This is a genomic window from Brevibacterium sp. RIT 803 (assembly GCF_016892625.1).
GTDB lineage: Bacteria > Actinomycetota > Actinomycetes > Actinomycetales > Brevibacteriaceae > Brevibacterium.
Window position 1 is genome coordinate 1,564,240 of the sequence record NZ_JAFEMW010000001.1, and the last position, 20,993, is coordinate 1,585,232.

The following is a 20,993-nucleotide window of genomic DNA, read 5'->3' on the forward strand; positions in this document are numbered from 1 at the left end:
TTCATTCATGGTTCAAGGGTATCGCCGGAGTCTGAGACCGAGCCAACTGCGAGGCCCGGACGTGGTCGAGATCTCGGCGAGCAGACAAGAAATGACCCGGACCAAAAGGCCCGGGTCATTCCATGCTGATGCGCGAGGCTCAGTTAGGGCTGCCAGCGGCAGCTTTCAGCTTCGAACCAGCGGACAGCTTCACGGAGTAGCCGGCCTTGATCTGGATCTCTTCACCGGTCTGCGGGTTGCGTCCCTTGCGAGCGGCACGTTCGGTGCGCTCGACAGACAGCCATCCGGGGATGGTGAGCTTTTCGCCCTTGCCGACGACGTCTGAGAAGACATCGAAGACACCGTCAAGAACGTCCGAGACCTGCTTCTGGGTCAGTCCGGAATTCTCTGCAACTTCTGCTACGAGCTCACTGCGGTTCTTAGCCATAAAAGTGTCCTCCTTAGGACAAGTCGGTCGGTTACCGGTCCGTTTTTCCGATAACGAACTTCCTCGAGATTACCAGCTTGACTTCGTGATGCCGGGCAACTCGCCGTTATGTGCCATTTCGCGGAAGCGAACACGGGAGAGACCGAACTTGCGGAGGTAGCCGCGTGGACGGCCATCCACCTGGTCGCGGTTGCGCACACGCACTGGTGAGGCATCGCGAGGAAGCTTCTGCAGTCCGAGGCGTGCTTCTTCACGCTGCTCGTCGGTGCTGTCTGGGTGTGTCAGCTGGCGCTTGAGCGTCGCACGACGCTCCGCGTAACGCTCAACAATGACGCGACGCTGCTTGTCGCGTGCGATCTTTGACTTCTTAGCCATATGCGCTCAGCGCTCCTCTCGGAAATCGACGTGCTTGCGGACAACTGGATCGTACTTCTTGAGCACCATGCGATCCGGGTTGTTGCGGCGGTTCTTGCGGGTCACATAGGTGAACCCGGAACCAGCGGTCGACTTGAGCTTGATGATGGGACGAATGTCCTGTGCTTTAGCCATCAGAGCTTCACTCCCTTGGCAATGAGTTCGCCGACGACGGCGTCAATTCCGCGCACGTCGATCACCTTGATGCCCTTGGCGGACAGGTTAAGGGTGATGCTGCGACGCAGAGACGGAACGTAGTAGCGCTTTTTCTGAATATTCGGGTTGAAACGACGCTTGGTGGTTCGTTTCGAGTGGGACACATTGTGTCCGAAACCAGGGACGGCCCCGGTTACTTGGCAGTTTGCTGCCATGACTCTCCTCCAGTTCACAAGTTACCGACTCTCGAAACAAGCGGGTCTGCGTGGGATCCACGCTCGCTTGCGCCGATGTCGGAAGACATCAACAAATTTTCACGAATGCTGCTCGGTCGGACTGGTGTCCGACCGCTGACCAGGCTGCTGCCCGGCATGAGGCGTTCGCAATGAAAATTGTGTACGCCAAAACAGGTTTGCCCGTTCGGGCGAGATGTCTCACCAGCGCTGAAGCCGTAGCCTGTGAGAGATTGGCCGAAGCTGGAGTGCAGCGGTGGGTGAGCACCATGTTGGCCTGAGCAGATCAATCAGTGATCGAACTGCTACGACACAACAGATAACAATCTTAGAGAGAAACAGGCCTTCAGAGCAAATTCACTGAAACAGTGTCGCAGAACCTCGTTGGACGTGCTGCCGCTGAGGGCCTCAGAACGCCCCGCGCCCGGATTCGCGGGCCCAACACCACTTCCCCACTGATACTCATCTCGCACGCATCTTCGCGCGCGCAATGCACACACCATCCAGCAGACAACGCGTCCTGCTCTGACTCGTGTTGAAGACGTGCCGATGACGTGCCAAGGTAAGAAGATGATTGCCACCACATCTGGCACTCAGGAGGACCGATGAGCGACGTTCCACCGAGGCCGCGAATCCGTCCAGCGACCAGTGATGACTGGCAGAAGGGCCAACCGGATCGCGCCGGTCCGACCCCGTCGCCGGGCCACGAGTCCACCCAGAGTGCTGCCGACTTCGACAACTCGACCTATTACGAATACCTCGAGAAGCACACTGGCGACGTACCCGTATCCAAAAGTCGCACGCGCAATGTCTTCGCCCCCGTAGGCGCCTCCCCGTTCCAAGAACAACCTCAGAACTCCACCGGAGCATCACTGACAGGACAACGGGGGCAAACCAGTACCCGCGGTCAGACAGAGTCCTCCGGCCACATGGGCGATCAGCCCGCACATTCGGCACACACCGAACACGGCTCCGATGGTCCAGCTTCGGGGCAGGTCCCGCTCCAACCGGCTCCGGCCCCGAAGAAGGGCAACGGGGCCAAGATCACCGTCGTCATCATCGCCATCGTCATGATTCTCGCGCTCCTGGCCTTCTTCGGAGTGCGCTGGCTGGCACCGTCGACGGGAACGGTGCCCGTCGACTTCGGCGGCGATGAAACCGGATCTGCCTCTCCCTCCCCTTCCGAGCCCCTGGTGCAGCCGACAGCGAGTCCGCAGGAGGCACTGTCGACCTACACGAACGAAGGCAGCGCGGAGGCCGAGGACCTCGAGGGGCAGTGGGTCACGCAGGTCAGTGCGAAAAACGTCGGCCTGGAGGCCGACGGTCAGACGTGGAGTGCTCAGGACATCGTCGATGAGTACGAGACCAACCGCGTCAAGTACCCGGGTGCGATCCTCATCCACAGCGGCGATTGGGACTCCTACAAGGACGACAACTACTGGGTAACCGTCATCGACACCCCCTACAGCGATCCCGAGCCCGCACTCGATCAGTGTCGCTCCTGGGGCTTGGACCGCAACCACTGCCTCGCCAAGCGTCTGGTCACAGACGGAAGCCCCACCGACAACAGCGCCTACCTCGACAAGTAGCTGCTCTTCGCCCTCACCGCGACAACACCAAAGCACGGCGCCAGCACCCGGGCGCAGCGCTGAGCCAACGACGGAGCTCCGAGACACTTATGTGCGCACAGGTGTCTCGGAGCTCCGTCGTCGTCTCGAAGTCAGGGCGACGCCTACGGTGACTTCTTCTGGGGAAGTCTGAGCCAGCCTCAGGCCAGCAGCAGCGTCGGATCCTCGAGTCCACGACCGACATCGGCGAGGAACTTCGAAATGATCTCGCCATCGACGACACGATGGTCAGCGCTCACCGACAGCGTCGTGATATCACGTGGAACGATCTCGTCGCCGACGACCCATGGCTTCTTCCTGATCTGCCCGAAGGCCAGGATCGCGGCCTCGCCGGGATTGATGATCGGAGTACCCGCATCGACGCCGAAGACGCCGACGTTCGTGATGGTGATCGTTCCACCCGACTGGTCGGCTGGAGGCGTCTTGCCTGAACGAGCCAGCGCAGTCAGATCCTGAATTCCCTGAGCCAGGTCGGTCAGGCCCATCGCGTGGGCACCCTTGATGTTCGGCACGATCAGACCACGCGGAGTGGCTGCGGCGATGCCGAGGTTGACGTACTTCTTGACGATGATCTCTTCGCCCTCGAGGCACGAGTTGATCCGCGGGTTGCGGGCAACAGCCCAGGCCACAGCCTTGGCCACGAGCAGCAAGGGAGACACCTTGATGTCCTCGCCCAGGAACTTCGTGGACTTGAGCTTACGCACAAAGGCCATCGTCTCGGTCACGTCTACGTCGAGGAACTCGGTGACGTGGGGCATCGTGAACGCGGATTCGACCATGGCCTTGGCCATCATCTTTGCCACGCCCTTGAACGGGATTCGCTCTTCGAGTTCGTCAGCGGTTACGGCCCCCGCCGAGGCGGTTGCGGCCCCGACGCTCGAGCCTGTCGCTGCGGTGGCTGCCGCGCCGGTGCCGCTGGCCGCGGCCTTGACGTCGTCTCGGGTGACTTCACCGCGGGAACCGGTCGGAACCACCGCAGCCAGGTCGATGCCGAGATCCTTTGCGAGCTTGCGCACGGGAGGCTTGGCCAAGGGTTTGTTCGTCGAGGCGGCTGCCGGTGCCGTGGAGTCAGCCGATGCCGAGGCTTCAGACGGTGCCGCTGCAACTGGTGCAGCAGGAGCCGTTGGCACGCCAGGGGCAGCCGGCGTCGGGGCCGCAGGCGCTGGAGCTTCTGGTGCGGTGGCCGAGGTTGTCGGCGCCGGAACGCCTGCACCCTTGCGGGGACGGCGTTTCGACGACGCCGCTTTGGCGCCGTAGCCGACCAAGGTGGCGCCGCCTTCGGCTTCGCCTGCACTTTCGGTCGAGGCCTGTGCATCTCCTGCCGCAGGCGACGATGTTCCTGCGGACTCGGAGGTGCCGGTAGGATCGCCGCCGCCGAAGCGGATGATCGGTGTTCCGACTTCGATGGTCTGGCCCTCATCGACCAGCAGAGCCTCGACCGGTCCGGCCTGTGGGCTCGGCAGTTCGACCAGAGACTTAGCCGTCTCGATCTCGACGAGGATCTGGTTGACGGTGACTGTGTCGCCGACGGCGACCTTCCATGACACGAGGTCGGCCTCTGTCAGACCCTCACCGACGTCAGGAAGAGAAAATTCAAAAGACATATCAACTCTCCTTGAGTCAGTAGGCCAGGGCCTGGTCGACACCATCGAAGATGCGATCCAGATCAGGCAGATAGTGCTCTTCCATCCGCGAGCCAGGGTACGGCGTGTGATAGCCGCCGACTCGGATGACCGGAGCCTCGAGGTTGAAGAAGCAGCGCTCAGACAGGCGTGCCGCGATCTCGGAGCCGAGTCCCAGGAACTTCGGCGCCTCGTGCGCCACGACCAGCCGACCGGTTTTCTGCACGGACTTCTCGATCGTTGCGAAGTCGATCGGGCTCAGGCTGCGCAGGTCGATGAGCTCGACGCTCTTCCCTTCGTCGGCCGCGGCGGCGGCGACGTCCTTGGCCGTGGGCACCAGCGGGCCGTAGGCCACCAGGGTGACGTCGGTGCCCTCGGAGACGACGCGGGCGTCGTGCATTCCCAAGCTGCCTCGGTTCGCGGTGTCGACGTCTCCGCGCAGCCAGTAGCGGCGCTTGGGTTCGAAGAACATCACCGGGTCGTCGCTCTTGATCGCTTCCTGCATCATCCAGTAGGCGTCGTGGGCGTTCGACGGTGAGACCAGTCGCAGTCCTGCGTGGTGAGCGAAGACCGTCTCGGGGCTCTCCGAGTGGTGTTCGGGCGAACCGATGCCGCCGCCGTAGGGCACGCGGATGACGATCGGCATTCTCTCCTTGCCCAGGGTGCGGTTGTAGAGCTTGGCCACCTGGGTCACGATCTGGTCGTAGGCAGGGAAGATGAATGCGTCGAACTGGATTTCGATGACCGGGCGGTAGCCGCGCAGCGTCATGCCGATCGAGGTTCCCACGATTCCGGATTCGGCCAGCGGCGCGTCGATGACCCGCTGCGGACCGAAGTCCTTCTGCAGACCCTCGGTGACGCGGAAGACGCCGCCGAGCTTTCCGATGTCCTCACCGATGAGGACGACCTTCGGGTCGTCCTCCATGGCTTTGCGCATTCCGGCCGTGATGGCTTTTGACAGGGGAAGTTTCTCCATCAGGCCTCACCTGCATCGGCGAATGAGGCCTGGTATGCGAGGAATTCCGCACGTTCCTCATCGACGAGGGGGTGAGGTTCGGAGGTGACATGGGCGAACATCTCGACGGGATCGGGATCTTCCATGGTCATGCAGTTGTGCCGGATGCGCGCGGCGAGAGTATCGGCCTCAGCGTCCACCTCGGCGAAGAATTCGTCTGCGGTCTCGGTATGGTTGTCGAGGTAGGCCTTGAGCCGTTTGAGCGGGTCGCGATCCTCCCAGATCTCTTCTTCTGCCCGATCACGGTACTTCGTCGGGTCATCGGCCGTGGTGTGGGCACCGCGACGGTAGGTGAAGGCTTCGATGAGCATTGGGCCGTTGCCGGCGCGAACCGAGTCCAGGCTGGCTCGGGCCACCGCGTACATCGCGATGATGTCGTTGCCGTCGACGCGCAGGCCGGGAACGCCGAATCCCTCTCCGCGCTTGCACAGTGGTGCTGCCGACTGGACGTGGGTGGGTTCGGAGATCGCCCACTGGTTGTTCTGGCAGAAGAACAGCACGGGTGCGTGGAAGGCTCCAGCGAAGGTCAGCGCCTCTGAGACGTCGCCCTGCGAGGTGGCCCCGTCGCCGAAGCAGGCGATGGCCACGGTGTCGCGTTCCAGGTCACCGGTGCCGACGTCGCCGTCCATGGACACACCCATGGCGTAGCCGGTGGCGTGCAGCGTCTGCGAACCGATGACGATCGTGTACGTGTGGAAACGGTGTTCCTGAGGGTCCCAGCCGCCGTGGTCCTGGCCGCGGAACATGCCGAGGAGGGTTTCGGGTTCGACACCGCGAGTGTAGGCGAGGCCGTGTTCGCGATAGGTGGGGAAGACGAAGTCTTGGGGGCGAGCCGCCCGTCCCATTCCGATCTGGGCTGCTTCCTGGCCGAACATCGGCGCCCAGAGGCCGAGCTGTCCTTGGCGCTGCAGGGCCGCACCCTCAGCATCGATGCGACGCACCAGGACCATATCCCGGTAGAAGCCGCGCAGATCCTCATCGGTGAGTTCTGCCGCAAAAGCGTCATATTCACCGGATTCGACGCGATTGCCGTCTTCGGTGAGCATCTGGATCATCCGAGGTTCCGATGACTGACTGTGGGCAGTCCCGGTTCCCACTGAAATGTTGGAAGTCATTCCAGTTCTCCTTTGTTCAAGGTCCAAGCGCACCGGAGGTGACCAGTGGCGGACGGTGTCCTGAGGACGGGACCTCTGGTGTGAGTTCTCGCCCTCGAGTGATGTGATTCACAGGTGATACCACGATACCGAATCCACTGACCGCATGCCACATCGGCAACGTGCGTCGAGCGCCAATTGTTATGGTCGGAATCAGCCTAGGATGCGAAGTTCGGGCGTGTGGTTCACGTCCAAAGGCGTCCACGTCGAATTGTCGATGGTCGCAGAGTTGCTCCACCGTCCGACAAACGCACGTCCGAGCACTTCAGAGCGTTACCGCGCCGAGGAAAGGCTCGGGTTTCGCCGAGGCGGCCCCGGGTTCCGTGCCCAACCTTCATCGCCGCCGGCCCCGTCCCGGTCAGCGGCATCTTCATCTGCGTTTGCCCTGGTAGTCCCTCGTCTGCTTGATATCCCCGGTGAAGAATCCCGAGTTCTTCGCAGTGAATCGGTTGAGACCGGCATGGCCGCCTGCGAGCATCAGCCCGATCGAGGCGGAGTAGGCGGCCGAAGAATGCGCCGCCCCGGCGGAGGAGAACAGGTCGTCGAGTTCGGCATCGGTCTTGTCCTTCAGGTTCGGAGCCTGGCGCAGCTGCTCGGGATCGTAGTCGACTGTGATCGTGGACCAATGGTCTTCGGCTGGATTCTCGTTGCCGTCGAGGTCGGGAACCAGGTCCTGTTCATGCTCGATCGAGAGCACGTCGATTCCCTCGTCAACCGGGAAGTCTGAAATCGGTGCGCCCACGGTCACCAGCGCGGTGACATTCACATCGGCCAAGAACGCCGGGTCGGCCGCCAGGGAGCCGGCAGTGATTCCACCCTGTGAGTACCCCACCAGCATGACCTCGGCATCAGAGCCGATATTCGCATCGGCAATGGCCCGGCGGACCATCTCGGCCATAACAGTGTCGTTGCCGGCCATCGCCTGCACGTTCGTCGTCAGATCGGTGGTGTTCTGCCCGGGTTCAGGCGACCAGTCGGTCGTTGCGGGAACGTAGACGATGTAGCGGGTAGTGCCGTCGGGCGAGGTGATCTCCTCAATCCGCACCTGCCCGGAGTCGGCTCCGCGGTGGCGGTCTGCCTCTCTGCCGTAGAGGTCCTCGATGTCGCGCGGCGGTTGGTCATCGGCCGGAGTGATTCCCTTGGCCCTCCACACCTCCACGTCCGAGGGCAGGAGCAGTCCGAACATGTTCGCACCTCCTAGGATCCACGCCGTCATCGATGACGAGTCGTGTGGCCACAGCGCGTGGTCCCCCTCTGCGGCCAGTACCATCGGCGGCAATCCCACGAAGCCGACGACGATTCCAGGCAGCACGTGTTCGATGATGGCCCCGGAGACATCGGAGTTCTCGAACACCAGGGCCACGAAGGCTTCCTTGGCCGCCGCCTTCGTCTGCGCCAAGTCGATGCCGAAATGCTTGGCCACGACATCGTCAAGGCCTGTGGCGTCGAGAAATTTCACTCCCAGGCAGATCGGTGCACCGACCGCGATTCCGATCGGGATGGATACGGGCAGAGTGATCGCGATGACGCGACCGGTGACGTATCCGAAATAGTCGAGAAGTCCGCCGAATGTGTCGCTGATGCCCTTCTCAGCCTGCCGGTAGGCAAGGGCTGCGGCTCTGACTGCGAGGACGGTAGCTTCGAGTTCGATGAGCGCGCGCGCCGACTGATGGAGGTAGGCGATCCGGGCGGCGTCGAGATTGAGCGCCGTGAGAGGAGCGGGGACCTGGGTCAGGAGCGTGGCCAGGTCGAAGTCGGCCAGTGATCCTTCCGCGGTCAGATCACCGATGGTGCCGCAGATGCGCTGCAGATCGTCTCCGCTGGAATCTGCCCGGTCATCGATCTTCAGCTGCGGGCCGCCAGCGGTTCGGGTCGCGATCACGGCCGGCTGCCAGTCGTCGTCTGGAGGCGAGTCAGAGTCGCCGCAAGCAGGACTCGCACAGCATTGGCGTCGAGGCTGCTTTCGGTCCCCACGGTGATCGTGTCACCATCGCGCTCCAGCGTCGGTCGGGTCCAGGTACCGTCAACCCTGTGCAGGAACTCCATCCCGGCGACTTCGGCCTCGCTCAGATAGGTCAGGGTGAGCACGCAGTCCTTCTCCACCAGAGAACACAGCTCCTCGGTGGCCCGCCCGAGCTCGGAAGGCTTGAGGCGCCTGAGGAGTTCGAAGCCTTCGAACTCCTCGAATCCCTCACCATGCAGCACCAGAATGGCCAGGCAGATGTCATCGCACAGGGATACCTCGAGATGGGCAGCCTCATCCCCGGAGCTGATGACGATGGCGATCCGGGAACGGGTGAGATTGAGCTCGGCCGTGAACCCGGTCAGCCAGGCCGTGAGCACATCGGGCCCACGTTTTGAGTCCCTGCCTGCGGATTCCCCCAGCATCACCGTCTCCGTGATCCCCCTTCCGATATCCGACTTCACGCCCATTGCCCTCACCCCCGCCGAGGTGGTTTCAGATTCCGTACGTGGCATCAGCTCATGGGGCCAGAGAGTTCTCAACCGCTCGGGAAGGCCCATGATCCGTGCGATGTCGACAGCAAACCACGTGCTGCCCGATCCGACGGCAGAATCGCCTGGCCTCGCGGTCGACCCGACGGCAGACTCGCCCGGACCCGCGGCAGCCCCGCCCGACTCGGCGACAGACCTGCCCGCCCGTGCCGCTGCCTTCGCCCTGCCTCTCATATCTGGATCCGACCTCCCACTGAGACGACCTGCAGATGCAGGTCATAGGCTTCGGCAAGCTTGTCGGCCCTCTCCGCGAGGATGCCGATCGAGCCCGAACATGTCAGCAGACGATCAGCGAGCATCCGCCCTGCGGGGGAGTCCCAGCCCTCTACCTGCCGACAGGTCTGCGCCAGGCTGCGCAGCTCGTCTGCTCGCCGCCTCCACCCGTCCCTGTTGAGTGCCAGCTCATCGGTGATCACTGCCATCCTCCCCTTTCGAATCGGTGTCGGCTCTCACCGTACGAATCGGCATCTGCCACCGGAAGCGCCTCAGTTCGTCCTGTGGAAACCGGTCGTCGCTCCACAGGGTTCCGACGTCGAAGTCACGACCGAATCCACAGTGGCAGTAGCACGAGTCTCGCTGCGGATCTCGGGCCATAGCACGACCGCCTGGTGGTCAGTTCCGCGTCCTTGCCCGGCTCATGAGAAAATGAGGCCATGCCGACCGTTTCGCTTGCTGACATCTCGCCCGCCATTGCTCTCGGACCACTCGATGGCCGCTACCGCAAAGACACCGCTGACCTCGTCGATCACCTCTCCGAGGCGGCCCTGAACCGCAACCGGATCACCGTCGAGGTCGAGTGGTTCATCCACCTCGCGCAGAACTCCGTGATCGAGGGCGTGCGTCGCCTCACCGAGGATGAGGTCACCGGGCTGCGTGCCTTCGCCCAGAACTTCGACGCCGAAACGATCGCCACCCTCGCCGCCCATGAAGCCGTCACGGTTCACGACGTCAAGGCCGTCGAGTACACAATCAAAGAAGCGCTAGTCGTCCTCGGCGCCGAGGACCTCAGCGAGCTCGTCCACTTCTGCTGCACATCGGAGGACATCAACAACCTGTCGTGGGCTCTCGGCATCAAGGGCGCCACCGTCGATGTGTGGCTGCCCCGCGCGAAGGCACTCATCGACTCATTGGCAGATACCGCCTCGGCGCTGGCCGAGGTCCCGATGCTCTCCCACACCCACGGTCAGCCGGCGACGCCGACGACGATGGGCAAGGAGCTCGCGGTGTTCATCCACCGCCTGCGCCGCCAGTACGAGCGGATCGAAGCAAACGAGTTCCTCGGCAAGATCAACGGCGCGACCGGCACCTACTCGGCCCACCTGGCCGCCGTGCCCGGCGCGGATTGGCCGAAGCTGGCCAAGACCTTCGTCGAAGGCAGCCTGGGACTGACGTTCAATCCGCTGACCACGCAGATCGAATCCCACGACTGGGATGCGGAGCTCTTCGCCGATATCGCACGGTTCAACCGCATCGCCCATAACCTGGCGACGGACATGTGGACCTACATCTCGATGAACTACTTCAAGCAGATCCCCGTCGCCGGTTCCACCGGATCCTCGACGATGCCGCACAAGGTCAACCCGATCCGCTTTGAGAACGCCGAAGCGAACCTCGAACTCTCCTGCGCGCTGCTCGACTCGCTCGCGTCGACCCTGGTGACCTCGCGGATGCAGCGAGACCTCACGGACTCCACCTCGCAGCGCAACATCGGCGTGGCCTACGGACACTCGGTACTGGCGCTGAACAACCTGGTCAAGGGCCTCGAACGGCTCGCGGTCAACGAAGACGCCCTGACCGCCGACCTCGACTCCAACTGGGAGGTCCTCGGCGAGGCAATCCAGTCGGTCATGCGCGCCGCCGGGCTGCAGGGTGTGCCCGGCATGGACAGCCCCTACGAGAAGCTCAAGGAACTCACCCGGGGCAAGCGCATCGATCAGGCCGACCTGCAGTCCTTCGTCGCGGGTCTCGGACTGCCCGAGGCAGAGACCGAACTGCTGACTGCGCTGACTCCTGCCACCTACGTCGGCGTCGCCGCGCAGCTGGCAGGATCGGAAGTCGCCGACTGGAAGGCGCGCACACAGGGCTGATCCCAATGCACGGAACTCACTGTTACCGAACAGTAGATAATATGGTCGATCTTCACTAACCTTGTGCTCATGACGAGCACAATGATGAGTTCCGTGCGCATCCCGGTCACGCGCGGCACGCACACCGATGCCGCCGGTGACAGAGGTCCCGACGGAAGCGAATCCGACCGGCAGAGCTACATCGTCGGCACGCTTCTGATGCCTCAGGAAACCCCGGTCGGGCTCCTCACGATCCATTCCGCCACGGCGACGCCGGCCCGCTTCTATACGAATTTCGCCGACTACGCGGTCACACGCGGCCTGGCCGTGCTCACCTATGATGTGCGAGGGGTTGCGGCCTCTGGTCCGGCACGGGAGCACACCCGACTGCGCATGCGCGATTGGATGCAGCAGGATGCGAATGCCGTCTCCGCCTGGGCCGCGAGCGAATTCCCTGAACTGCCGAAGGTTGCCCTCGGGCACAGCCTCGGCGGGCATGCCCTGCTCCTGGGAAACGCCGCCGAAGATCTGCACGGAATCGTCACCGTGGGCACTTCACGAGCAGCATTGCGCGATATCAACCCACTGGCCGAACGGCTGAGGGTCGGTCTCATCCTCCGGGTACTCGGGCCCCTGATCAGTCCCCTCGTCGGCTACGCACCAGGCAGACGTCTCGGCCTCGGCGAAGACATCCCCACCGCGGCCATGCTCGAATGGGGCCGGTGGGTGCGCATGTCCGAGTACTTCTTCGACGATCCGACGCTGGGAGCTTCCACTCGGATGGCCCGCCTGCGCACCCCGGTGCTCGCAATCGGGACCAGCGACGACAACTGGGCATCACCGGCGCAGGTCGACGCGCTCCTCGACCACGCCCGTCTCGCCGAGGTGGAACGACGCACGTTCACGCCGCAGGAACTCGAGGTCTCCCGAATCGGTCATCACGGCCTGTTGAGACGCTCAGTCGCCGAAAGAGCCTGGCCCGAGATCATCTCCTGGCTGCTTCAGCGACTCCCCCGGAACTGACCTCACGCCGGGACGAGGTCCCTGTCGCGATCGACCTCCGCCAAGGGCCTACCCGCCATATTGCGCGCCAGGAACAGCGTCGGAACGCCTGCCACCACGACGATGACGGTCGCATAGATCGCCGGAGCCAGCGTCAGACCGGTGGAGGACATCAGTGCGGTTGCAATCAGCGGGGAGAGACCACCGAAGAGGACCGTGGCCACGTTGTAGCCGATGGCCATTCCGGAGAAGCGGCTGGTGCCGGTGAACTGCTCGGGAACCATAGCAGCCGCCACAGCGCTCCAGCCGGCGGCTGGCACGGCAAGGAATGCCACGCCGAAGATCGCGACCCCGGAGTTCCCGTCGGCCAGCAGCGCGTACGCCGGGACGGTGGTGAGAATGAAGACGGTCATCAGCACGGCCAGCGTCCTCTTCCGCCCGAACCGGTCCGAGGCGATGCCGAAGAACGGGGTGATGACGATCGCGACGACGGCGGCGATCGTGCCCAGTGCCAAGGACCCGGAGTTCTCCACCTGCGAGACCTCTTCGATATAGGTCGGCACGTAGGTGATGTTGAGGAAGTAGCTGACCGAACCGATCGAGGAGATGAGGAACGCGACGAGGATTGCGCGGGGCTGCTGGATGAAGGCGATGAGCAGCGGGGAGCGACCACGCGAGACGACGGGAGCGTCACCCCTCGTCTGCAACTGCTTCGCCTGGAGCTTCTTCGCCTTCTCCGCTGCCTGCAGCCGTTTGAAGGTGTCGGTCTCCTCCATCATTCGACGCAGCGGGATCATCAGTGCAGCGAGCAGCGCACCGAGGATGAACAGGACTCGCCAACCCCAGGAGCTCATCGCCTCGGCCGAAAGGGTGCTTGCCAGCAGTGCTCCCGACCCAACCGCGAGCAGAGCCCCGACCTCGCTGTTGGCCGCCGCCCAGCTGGCTGCGAGCCCGCGGCGCTTGCTGCCGGCCGACTCCATCAGGAAGACCATGATGCCGGTGTATTCGGCACCGACGGAGAATCCGGACAGGCAGCGGAAGAACACCATGCCGATGCCTGCCCAGATGCCGATCGTGTCGTACCCGGGCATGACGGCGATCCCGAGCATCGCGACGGCCATGAGCACAGCGGAGACAACCAGTGCGGACTTACGGCCGACTCTGTCACCGAGGTGCCCGAAGACCATGGCGCCGAGCGGCCGGAACAGGAACCCGGCGGCTCCGACACCCAGGGTGAGCAGCAGCGAGTCAGGCCGATCGCCGAAGAACTCCTTGGTCAGGATGGTCGCGACGTAGAAGAAGATCGAGAAGTCGTACCACTCGACGATGGTGCCGAAGGCCGCAACCATCATCGATCGACGACGCCCTTTATCCTTCTCCGGACTGTTGGAGGCTGCGGGGTCCGACTGGGCCTGCGATTCGAAATCTGACATCGAGGATTCCATTTCTTTGGGAATGCTGCGGCACTCTCCCAATGACTCCGGATAGGGCAAGCCATCGAGACTTTCCTGCTACTTTACTGCTGGTGAGCGCCTGGAGTCAGGTGAAACGGAAATTCTCAGCTCGCGCGCGAGACCGACCCGAACAGGGAGTCGGTGAATCGGTTTCCGAACATCGCCTGCGGATCCAGCCGGCTCCGCAGCTCGCAGAAGTCCTCGAATCGTGGATAGAGCTGACGCAGATCGCCGGCGCCCAGACTGTGGATCTTGCCCCAGTGCGGTCGGCCTCCGTGGCTCCTGCAGATCCCTTCGACGACACGGAAGTACTCAGCGAAGTCTTCCTTCACGAATCGGTGCACAGCGATGTACATCGTCTCTCGCCCGTAGGCCGTCGACAGTGGAACGTCATCGGCCGCCGCCGACCGGACCTCGATCGGGAATGAGATCGTCCATCCTCTCGACTCGATGGCGGCTCGGATCTCCCGGATCACCTCGGCGCCGGAGGCGAAGGGGACGGCGTACTCCATCTCGTTGAACCGCACCCGCCGAGGTGTCACGAAGACGTCGTATCCCGGTGCCCGGTACGTCCGGTCCGAGACCGCGGATTGGGCCAGCCGATTGATGTGCGGCACCAGTTTGGGCACTGCGGCGCCGAGCTCGACGGCAAGACGCAGGGCACCGTTCTCCACGACTTCCTTGTCGAGGAGGTTGAGTATCCGGTTGCGCACCCCAGCCTCGGCGAGGTGGCCCGGGCCGATCTCACCCAGACCGACTCTGGTGTTCGTCTTGGTCAGGGCGGTATCGGTGTGTGGGAACCAGTAGAACTCGAAATGGTCGGCCGCACGCATCCGCGGCTCAAGGTCGGCCAACAGTTCGTCGACATCCGTCACGAGCTCCTCGGCGATGAGGTCGAAGGCCGGCACGCACTGCAGCTCGATCTCCGTGACGATGCCCAGTACGCCGAGCCCGATGCGGGCCAGGTCGAAGATCTCCGGCTCACTCGTCGCGGACAGGTTGCGGACGGCACCGTCGGGACCCATCAGCGAGAGACCGGTGACGGTTCCGGCGAATCCGGTGAAGCCGAGCCCCGTCCCGTGCGTGCTCGTCGAGATCGCTCCGGCGAGCGCCTGCGGGTTGACGTCGCCCTGGTTGGCCAGTGCCAGTCCGAACGGTGCGAGCAGGGCCGGGATATCGCGCAGCCGGGTGCCGGCGTGGAAGCGCACCCGGCGGCTCGCCTCGTCGACGGTGACGATTCCGCTGAGATGGTCGAGGTTGATCATGACGTCGTCACCTGCGGCGACGGGGGTGAATGAGTGCCCGGCACCGACGGGTCGGATACGGTGACCGGCGGCGGCCGCGGATGTCAGGACCTCGGCCAGCGCCCCCACCGAGGTGGGCCGGAGGAAGGTGTGCGGATGGGCGTGGACGTGGCCGGACCAGTTCCGGAACAGCCTTCGAGGACTCATCACGCGCCCGCTCACAGCGCCCACCCCTGTCCGCGGTAGGTCGACCAGGTGTCGATGACCTGCGAACCGGAGACGACGAGGGATTCGTTGAAGTGCTCGGCGAGTTCACCGGCCTTCGCATGCCGGAACCAGACCAGGTCGCCGATGCGAAGGTCCTCGGTGCCGGGACCGGTGAGCGGGGTCTGGACTTCGCCCGCGCCCTCGAGACCCGCGTAGTCAAGTCCCCGCGGCCAGGCGATCGTCGGGACGCGGTCCGCTCCAGGCACGCCGGAGGCGATGAAACCGCCCTTGAACACCGTGACCCAGCCGGGTCCTGGCCGGCGCACCACGGGGGTGGCGAAGTACGCGGCCGGCGAATGGTGGAAGTGGGTGTAGCCGTCGAAGAGTCCCGGGGAGAAGAGCCCCGAGCCGGCAGCCAGTTCCGTCAGCGTGCCTTCGGCAACACTGGATTCGACGGACCCGGTGCCGCCACCGTTGACGAATTCGAGATCGGTCAGCGCACGCACTGCGTCGATGATGCCTGAGCGCCTCACCCTCAGCTCTGCGATCGAGCGCCTCTGCATGGCGCGCACCATCACCTGTCTGGCCGTTGCTCCGGCGTCGGCGGTCCCGGCGATCTGTCCTTCATAGGACATCAGCCCGACGAGGTCGGTGCCGGGGCGAGCGATGACATGTTCGGCAAGATCGACGGCAGAGGCCGAATCTCGGATCGGCGAGCGCCTGGCCCCGATGTGGATCCGACTGCCGAGCACCCCCTCGCCGAGGCGGTAGGCCGCATCGATATCGAGGCACACGCGCACTGTCTGCGCTGCACTGTCGGCCACCACGTCGCTGCTGGCCGCGCTGCCGCCGGCCACCTCAGTGACGTCTGCCGCCGTGTCGTCACCAGCAGCCGCCTTGACGTCTGCTGCCACGTCGCCACCAGCAGCTGCAGCCGCACGGGCACTGTCGATGATGTCGAGATGGGCGGGGCAGTCGATCATCAGGGTGATGTTCTGCGTGGCCCCCGCCTCGGCGAACATCCGTGTGAGGTTGCGCCGGTCCACGGTGGGATAGCCGACGAGGATGTCACGGACTCCGCGGGCGTGCAGGACCAGAGCCTCCGGCAGAGAATAGGCCAAGACACCCGAGTAGCCCCGATGAGCGAGCGCGCGGTCGATCGCAGCGGGAGTGCGCAATGACTTCGTGGCGACGCGGATCGGCAGGCCCTGAGCCCGCTGGGCCAAGGCGGTGACATTCGCGTCGAACGCCTCCAGATCGATGACAGCGACGGGGGCCTCGACTCCGATCAGGGCGTGACGCAATTCACGTGAGACCATGAAGATACTGTAGCGTAAGTTAGTGGTTCCACAGGCCGTATTCCACCCATTCGCTGACGACACGGAGGCATGATGCACATGAACGCCACCAGCACCGCCACCCCTTCGGACCACATCACCCATGTCACCGATCGGCTCCGCGAATTCCTCGACAGCGACCCTTACGCCGAGGCGTCAGGCAGCGGCGACCCCATGGTCAGCCCCGACCCGTTCACCGGCCTCGAACTCCCCCGCTTCTCCATCAACACCCCGGCTGATATCGAACGGGCCTATGCCACCGCGCGCATCGCCGGTGAGGCCTGGGCCGCAAAATCCCCCGAGCACCGCGCCCGGGTGCTGCTGCGCCTGCATTCTGCATTGCGCCGGCACGAGGATCTCCTCCTCGACATCATCCAATACGAGACCGGCAAAGCCCGCATCCACGCCTATGACGAGATTCTCGATACTTACAATGTGTGCCGTCACTATGGTGTGACCGCTCCCGCCCGTCTGCGGCCGGAGCGTCGCCGCGGTGCCGTTCCGGTCCTCACGCGCACAGAGGTCAACCGCACTCCCCTGGGCGTCGTCGGGTTCATCACCCCTTGGAACTATCCGCTGACTTTGGGCGCGACCGACCTGCTTGCGGCTCTGGCCGCCGGCAATGCGGTGGTGCACAAACCTGACAGCCAGACGACCCTGACGGCCATCATCATGCGTCGCCTGGCCATTGCCTGCGGCCTGCCTGCGGAGGCCTGGCAGCTGGTTCCCGGACCCAGCAGAGAGGTGGGCCCTGCCCTGATGGCCGGCGCCGATGGAATCTCCTTCACCGGCTCGACCGCTGCGGGACGCTCCATTGCCGCCGAGGCTGCTCGACGCCTGCTTCCGACCGCCCTTGAACTCGGCGGAAAGAACCCGATGCTCATCCTCTCCGATGCCGATCTTCCTTCGGCCGTCGATGGAGCGGTGCGCGGGTGCTTCTCCTCGGCCGGACAGCTGTGCCTGTCCATCGAGCGCATCTATGTCCATGAGGATCTCTACCCCGAGTTCTGTGCCCATTTCGCCGAGGCGACCCGGAACCTCGAGCTCAGTGCCGACTACGCGTATGGGCCCGGAATGGGGTCTTTGGCTGGACCGAAGCAGCTTGCCCGGGTCAGCGAGCACGTCGAACAGGCACGAGCCAGCGGAGCTCGGATCATCGCAGGGGGCCACCCGGTCCCGGAGCTGGGCCCGTACTTCTACTCGCCGACCGTGCTCACCGAGGTCACCGAGGACGCTGAGCTGTATGCTGAGGAGACTTTCGGGCCTGTCGTCGCCGTGTATCCGGTCGCCAGTGATGCGGAGGCGATCAAACGGGCCAACGCTTCCGAATACGGCCTCAATGCCAGTGTCTACTCCCGGTCCCGTGGGGTCGAAACAGCTCGGCGGCTCGAATCCGGGATGGTCAATGTCAATGAGGCATACGTAGCCGCCTGGGGGTCGATCGATTCCCCTGCCGGCGGCGTCAAGGCTTCCGGAATGGGCCACCGGCATGGCGTTGAGGGTCTCTACCAGTTCACGCACACGCACAGCATCGCCGAGCAGAATCTGGTTCCCATCGCCCCATTCGGCCCGATCGATCAGTCCCGGTTCGCTCGCACGCTGACGACGGCCTTCGAGGTCATGCGTGCCCTGCGGATGAAGTGAGATTCTTCCGCCTCGCGGGCAGGGTGAGGCCCTTCCTCAGTTGAGCTCTGTGAAGAACTTCTTCGCTACCGGCACAGCCGCCTCGGCGCCGAATCCGCCGTCCTCGACGAGGACGGCCACGGCCACGTCGCCCTGATACCCGGCGAACCAGGAGTGGGTGCGCGGAGGGGTCTCGCCACCGTATTCGGCGGTGCCGGTCTTGCCGTGGACCGGTTCGCCGGGGACGTCCTGCAGCGCATCGGCGGTCCCGTCGGTCACTGCGCGGCGCATGAGCTTCTGCATCGTCGTGGCGGCATCGGCGTCGATCGCCTGTCCGCTCTCGGTCTCACTGCCCCTGCCATCCTCGCTTTCACCAGAGACGACGAGGAGCGGATCGACCGTGTCTCCTGCGGCTACGGAGGCGGCCATCACCGCCACTGCGAGAGGGCTGGAGTTGACCTTGCCCTGGCCGATCATCTGCGCCGCGTGCGTCACCGCGTCATCTTCGCTCGGAACGGTCGCCATCTTCGCCTCGATTCCGAGATCGATGTCGTCCATGCCCAGGCTCGATGCCGCATTCGCCACGTCCGAGGCCGAGACCTTCTCCGCGGCATCGACGAATGCGGTGTTGCAGGATTCGGCGAAGTCATCTTCGAAGGCCACCTCGCCCAGGACATGGTCTTCGGCGTTCTTGAAGCTCTTTCCATCAACCGTCGTGGTCTTCGGGCAATCGAGGGTCGTCTTCGCAGCTACTCCTGACTCCAGGAGGGCCAGGCCCGAGGCGACCTTGAACACCGAGCCGGGCGCGTACTGCCCGGTCAGCGCCCGGTCCCAGGCGGCACCTTCGGGATCCTGGTTGGCCACAGCGATGATGTGACCGTCGCTGGGTCGGATCGCGACGAGAGCAGTGGGCTTCTTGCCCGTCGCGGCCGCTTTGTCTGCGGCCTCCTGCACGCCGACATTGAGTGTCGTGGTGATGTCCTCGCCGTCATGGCCGGGGAACTCGTGGACCAGCACGGGCTCGGCGGCCTTGCCCTCGTCGCCATCGCTGGCGTCTTCGTCGCTGCCCTTCTCCTCGTCGGCGTCGGCGATGTAGATCGCTTCGCTGCCCGGCCCGCTCAGCTCTTCGTCGAAGGCCTTCTGCAGTCCGCTTTTTCCCACGACGGACTCTCCGGTGAGCTCTCCGTCCGAGGCCTCGACCTCCTCGGCGCTGGCGGCTCCGGCCGTTCCCAGCGTCGGACCCGCGAAGCCCTTCTTCCGGCTCAGTGGCTGAGTGTGCGAGTTGAAGACGGTGCCGGGAAGGGAGTGAATCGTGTCCTTGACCCGTCTGTAGTCGCTTTCGCGCAAGGTGATGACGGGAACGAACTGCTCGGGTTCGGCCTTGTCGATGCGCTCCTTGAGCGCCTTGAGATCGATGTCGAGTTCGTCCTGAAGCGTGGTGAGAGTGTCCTGGCCGCCTTTGCCGTTGCCGTCGGCTGCCTCGAGTTTGGCAGGGTGGATGCCGATATCGACGACGGGCCCCTCGGCCATCAGCTCTTCGTCGTCCTCACCGAGGATCGCACCGCGTGCGCCGGGCTTCTTCTGCGAGACGAGGACTCGTCCGTCGTCGAGGTCCGGGTGAAGCACCGTGGGGGTGAGCTCAGCCGACCAGAGCAGACCCTTCTTGCGCAGAGGAAGCTCGGAGGTGTATTCCCAGGGCTCCCCATCCGAGTTCGTCCAGGTCCACTTCAGCTGCGCGACCACATCATCACCGTGCTTCTCGGTGCCGGTGAGCTCGACCGAGCGCTTCTTCATGCTCTGAGCGACAGTTCCGAGGACCAGGTCGTGCAGCTTCTTCGCCGTCTTCTCATCAGACCAGACACTCGATTCGATGGTCCCGCTGTCGAGGTCGGCGGTGGCGTCTTCGGCTGCCGTCTCTGCCTTGAGCGGCAATGTGAAGAAGGCGAAGGCGCCGGCGCCGGCCAGCAGCACGAGAACGATTGCGATGGCCAGCCAGGTTGTGGACTTCTTTGTCATAGATCAATCATCGATGCAGTCACTCGGGAAGTCCACTTGCCGGGGCGCGAGCGGGGATGGGGGTCCGGGTGTCGAGGGGTGGTTCAGGCGTCCTCGGTGACGACGGTGTACTCGAGCACCGGCCGGCCAGCCGCTCCGTACCGGGGTCGGCGGGCGAGCATGCCCGCGTCGGCCATAGCCTCCAAGTACCGACGTGCGGTCACTCGGGAGACACCGAGGCCAACGGCGACCTCGGCGGCGGACTGTCCGGGTTTGGCGTCGAGGACGGACCTCACTTCGGTCTGCACGGCATCCGGGACGCCTTTGGCGGTCGCAGTCACCGTGTGGGTGCGCAGTGCTGCGATTGCAGTGTCGACGTCGGTCTGGGTGACCTCACCCTCGGTGCTGTCCCCGCCGAGGCTGTTGCGGAAGGAGGAGTATGCCTCAAGTTTGGATTTGAAGACCGGGAAGGTGAACGGTTTGATGATGTATTGGGCAACACCGTAGGACAGTGCCTCCTGCACGATCTGCATGTCCCGGGCCGCGGTGACGGCGATGATGTCGACGTCGACGCGATGACCGCGGATGGCCCGGCAGACCTGCAGTCCGTGGCCGTCGGGGAGGTTCATGTCGAGGAGCACGAGGTTGATGCAGTCCGCATTGAGACCGTAGATCTTTCCGGTCAGAGCAGCCATCGCCTGAGTGGCGTTCTTCGCCACGCCGGCGAGGTGGTAGCCGTCGATGCGCTCGATGTACTTCGCGTGGGCTCGGGCGGCGACTGCCTCGTCCTCAACCACGAGCACACCGATGCTCGACTCAGGCGCAGTTGTATCTGACATGCCGCCAGTCTAACCGTCGCCATTGCGGGTCTGCCGCTGTTCGTGTTACAGCCTGGGCACATC

General features: G+C 64.1%; 19 protein-coding genes. 4 read left to right on the top strand and 15 right to left on the bottom strand.

Annotated elements, in window-relative coordinates; translation table 11 throughout:
* Positions 1 to 139: 139 nt before the first annotated feature.
* The 4 genes from JTF07_RS07025 to rpmB form a co-directional block, all read right to left on the bottom strand.
* Positions 140 to 427: an HU family DNA-binding protein gene (locus JTF07_RS07025; protein WP_009882243.1), complete on the bottom strand. Its 288-nt coding sequence runs from the start codon at positions 425 to 427 to the stop codon at positions 140 to 142.
* A 69-nt stretch (positions 428 to 496) separates the two neighbouring features.
* Positions 497 to 802, bottom strand: coding sequence for a 30S ribosomal protein S14 (gene rpsN / locus JTF07_RS07030; RefSeq protein ID WP_009882241.1), 306 nt, complete (start codon positions 800 to 802; stop codon positions 497 to 499).
* Between the two features lie 6 nt (positions 803 to 808).
* Positions 809 to 976 carry a 50S ribosomal protein L33 gene (rpmG, locus tag JTF07_RS07035; RefSeq protein ID WP_143923870.1) on the bottom strand — a complete coding sequence of 56 codons (168 nt, stop codon included), beginning with the start codon at positions 974 to 976 and terminating at the stop codon, positions 809 to 811.
* Positions 976 to 1,212, bottom strand: a complete 237-nt coding sequence (rpmB, locus tag JTF07_RS07040; RefSeq protein WP_198395738.1) for a 50S ribosomal protein L28 — start codon at positions 1,210 to 1,212, stop codon at positions 976 to 978. Before rpmB ends, rpmG begins: the two co-directional genes overlap by 1 nt.
* 623 nt (positions 1,213 to 1,835) lie before the next feature.
* Here rpmB and JTF07_RS07045 point away from each other — a divergent pair.
* Positions 1,836 to 2,819 (top strand): protein kinase, encoded by a 984-nt coding sequence (locus tag JTF07_RS07045; RefSeq protein WP_204233498.1) that lies wholly within the window; start codon positions 1,836 to 1,838, stop codon positions 2,817 to 2,819.
* A 179-nt stretch (positions 2,820 to 2,998) separates the two neighbouring features.
* Here the strand turns inward: JTF07_RS07045 and JTF07_RS07050 are convergent, their stop codons facing one another.
* The 6 genes from JTF07_RS07050 to JTF07_RS07075 form a co-directional block, all read right to left on the bottom strand.
* The gene (locus tag JTF07_RS07050) at positions 2,999 to 4,462 is read right to left on the bottom strand and encodes a dihydrolipoamide acetyltransferase family protein (protein ID WP_204233499.1); all 1,464 of its coding nucleotides are present in this window, start codon (positions 4,460 to 4,462) and stop codon (positions 2,999 to 3,001) included.
* Between the two features lie 16 nt (positions 4,463 to 4,478).
* On the bottom strand, positions 4,479 to 5,456 hold the full coding sequence (locus JTF07_RS07055; RefSeq protein ID WP_204233500.1) for an alpha-ketoacid dehydrogenase subunit beta: 978 nt from the start codon (positions 5,454 to 5,456) through the stop codon (positions 4,479 to 4,481).
* Complete coding sequence (pdhA, locus tag JTF07_RS07060; protein WP_198395733.1) at positions 5,456 to 6,610, bottom strand: pyruvate dehydrogenase (acetyl-transferring) E1 component subunit alpha; 1,155 nt, start codon at positions 6,608 to 6,610, stop codon at positions 5,456 to 5,458. Before pdhA ends, JTF07_RS07055 begins: the two co-directional genes overlap by 1 nt.
* A gap of 409 nt (positions 6,611 to 7,019) precedes the next feature.
* Positions 7,020 to 8,531 carry a hypothetical protein gene (locus JTF07_RS07065; RefSeq protein ID WP_204233501.1) on the bottom strand — a complete coding sequence of 504 codons (1,512 nt, stop codon included), beginning with the start codon at positions 8,529 to 8,531 and terminating at the stop codon, positions 7,020 to 7,022.
* A complete protein-coding gene (locus JTF07_RS07070; protein WP_204233502.1) occupies positions 8,528 to 9,337 on the bottom strand; it encodes a hypothetical protein in 810 nt (269 codons plus the stop codon). Before JTF07_RS07070 ends, JTF07_RS07065 begins: the two co-directional genes overlap by 4 nt.
* On the bottom strand, positions 9,334 to 9,585 hold the full coding sequence (locus JTF07_RS07075; protein WP_213018592.1) for a hypothetical protein: 252 nt from the start codon (positions 9,583 to 9,585) through the stop codon (positions 9,334 to 9,336). Before JTF07_RS07075 ends, JTF07_RS07070 begins: the two co-directional genes overlap by 4 nt.
* A 231-nt stretch (positions 9,586 to 9,816) precedes the next feature.
* Between JTF07_RS07075 and purB the strand changes: the two genes are divergently transcribed.
* Complete coding sequence (gene purB / locus JTF07_RS07080; RefSeq protein ID WP_204233503.1) at positions 9,817 to 11,250, top strand: adenylosuccinate lyase; 1,434 nt, start codon at positions 9,817 to 9,819, stop codon at positions 11,248 to 11,250.
* A 69-nt stretch (positions 11,251 to 11,319) separates the two neighbouring features.
* Positions 11,320 to 12,252 (top strand): alpha/beta hydrolase family protein, encoded by a 933-nt coding sequence (locus JTF07_RS07085; protein ID WP_252199376.1) that lies wholly within the window; start codon positions 11,320 to 11,322, stop codon positions 12,250 to 12,252.
* Positions 12,253 to 12,254: 2 nt separating this feature from the next.
* Here JTF07_RS07085 and JTF07_RS07090 read toward each other — a convergent pair whose 3' ends face one another.
* The 3 genes from JTF07_RS07090 to JTF07_RS07100 all read right to left on the bottom strand — a co-directional run bounded on the left by JTF07_RS07090 (position 12,255) and on the right by JTF07_RS07100 (position 16,455).
* A complete protein-coding gene (locus JTF07_RS07090) occupies positions 12,255 to 13,664 on the bottom strand; it encodes an MFS transporter (protein WP_204233504.1) in 1,410 nt (469 codons plus the stop codon).
* Positions 13,665 to 13,789: 125 nt separating this feature from the next.
* Positions 13,790 to 15,136 (bottom strand): D-arabinono-1,4-lactone oxidase, encoded by a 1,347-nt coding sequence (locus JTF07_RS07095; protein WP_213018593.1) that lies wholly within the window; start codon positions 15,134 to 15,136, stop codon positions 13,790 to 13,792.
* An 11-nt stretch (positions 15,137 to 15,147) separates the two neighbouring features.
* On the bottom strand, positions 15,148 to 16,455 hold the full coding sequence (locus tag JTF07_RS07100; protein ID WP_204233506.1) for an amino acid deaminase/aldolase: 1,308 nt from the start codon (positions 16,453 to 16,455) through the stop codon (positions 15,148 to 15,150).
* Between the two features lie 78 nt (positions 16,456 to 16,533).
* On the opposite strand from JTF07_RS07100, the gene JTF07_RS07105 reads away from it, so the two are divergent.
* Positions 16,534 to 18,117, top strand: a complete 1,584-nt coding sequence (locus tag JTF07_RS07105; protein WP_252199378.1) for a succinic semialdehyde dehydrogenase — start codon at positions 16,534 to 16,536, stop codon at positions 18,115 to 18,117.
* Positions 18,118 to 18,153: 36 nt separating this feature from the next.
* Here the strand turns inward: JTF07_RS07105 and JTF07_RS07110 are convergent, their stop codons facing one another.
* Positions 18,154 to 20,112, bottom strand: a complete 1,959-nt coding sequence (locus JTF07_RS07110; RefSeq protein ID WP_204233508.1) for a penicillin-binding transpeptidase domain-containing protein — start codon at positions 20,110 to 20,112, stop codon at positions 18,154 to 18,156.
* A gap of 83 nt (positions 20,113 to 20,195) precedes the next feature.
* Positions 20,196 to 20,930 (bottom strand): response regulator, encoded by a 735-nt coding sequence (locus JTF07_RS07115; protein ID WP_204233509.1) that lies wholly within the window; start codon positions 20,928 to 20,930, stop codon positions 20,196 to 20,198.
* Positions 20,931 to 20,993 lie beyond the last annotated feature (63 nt).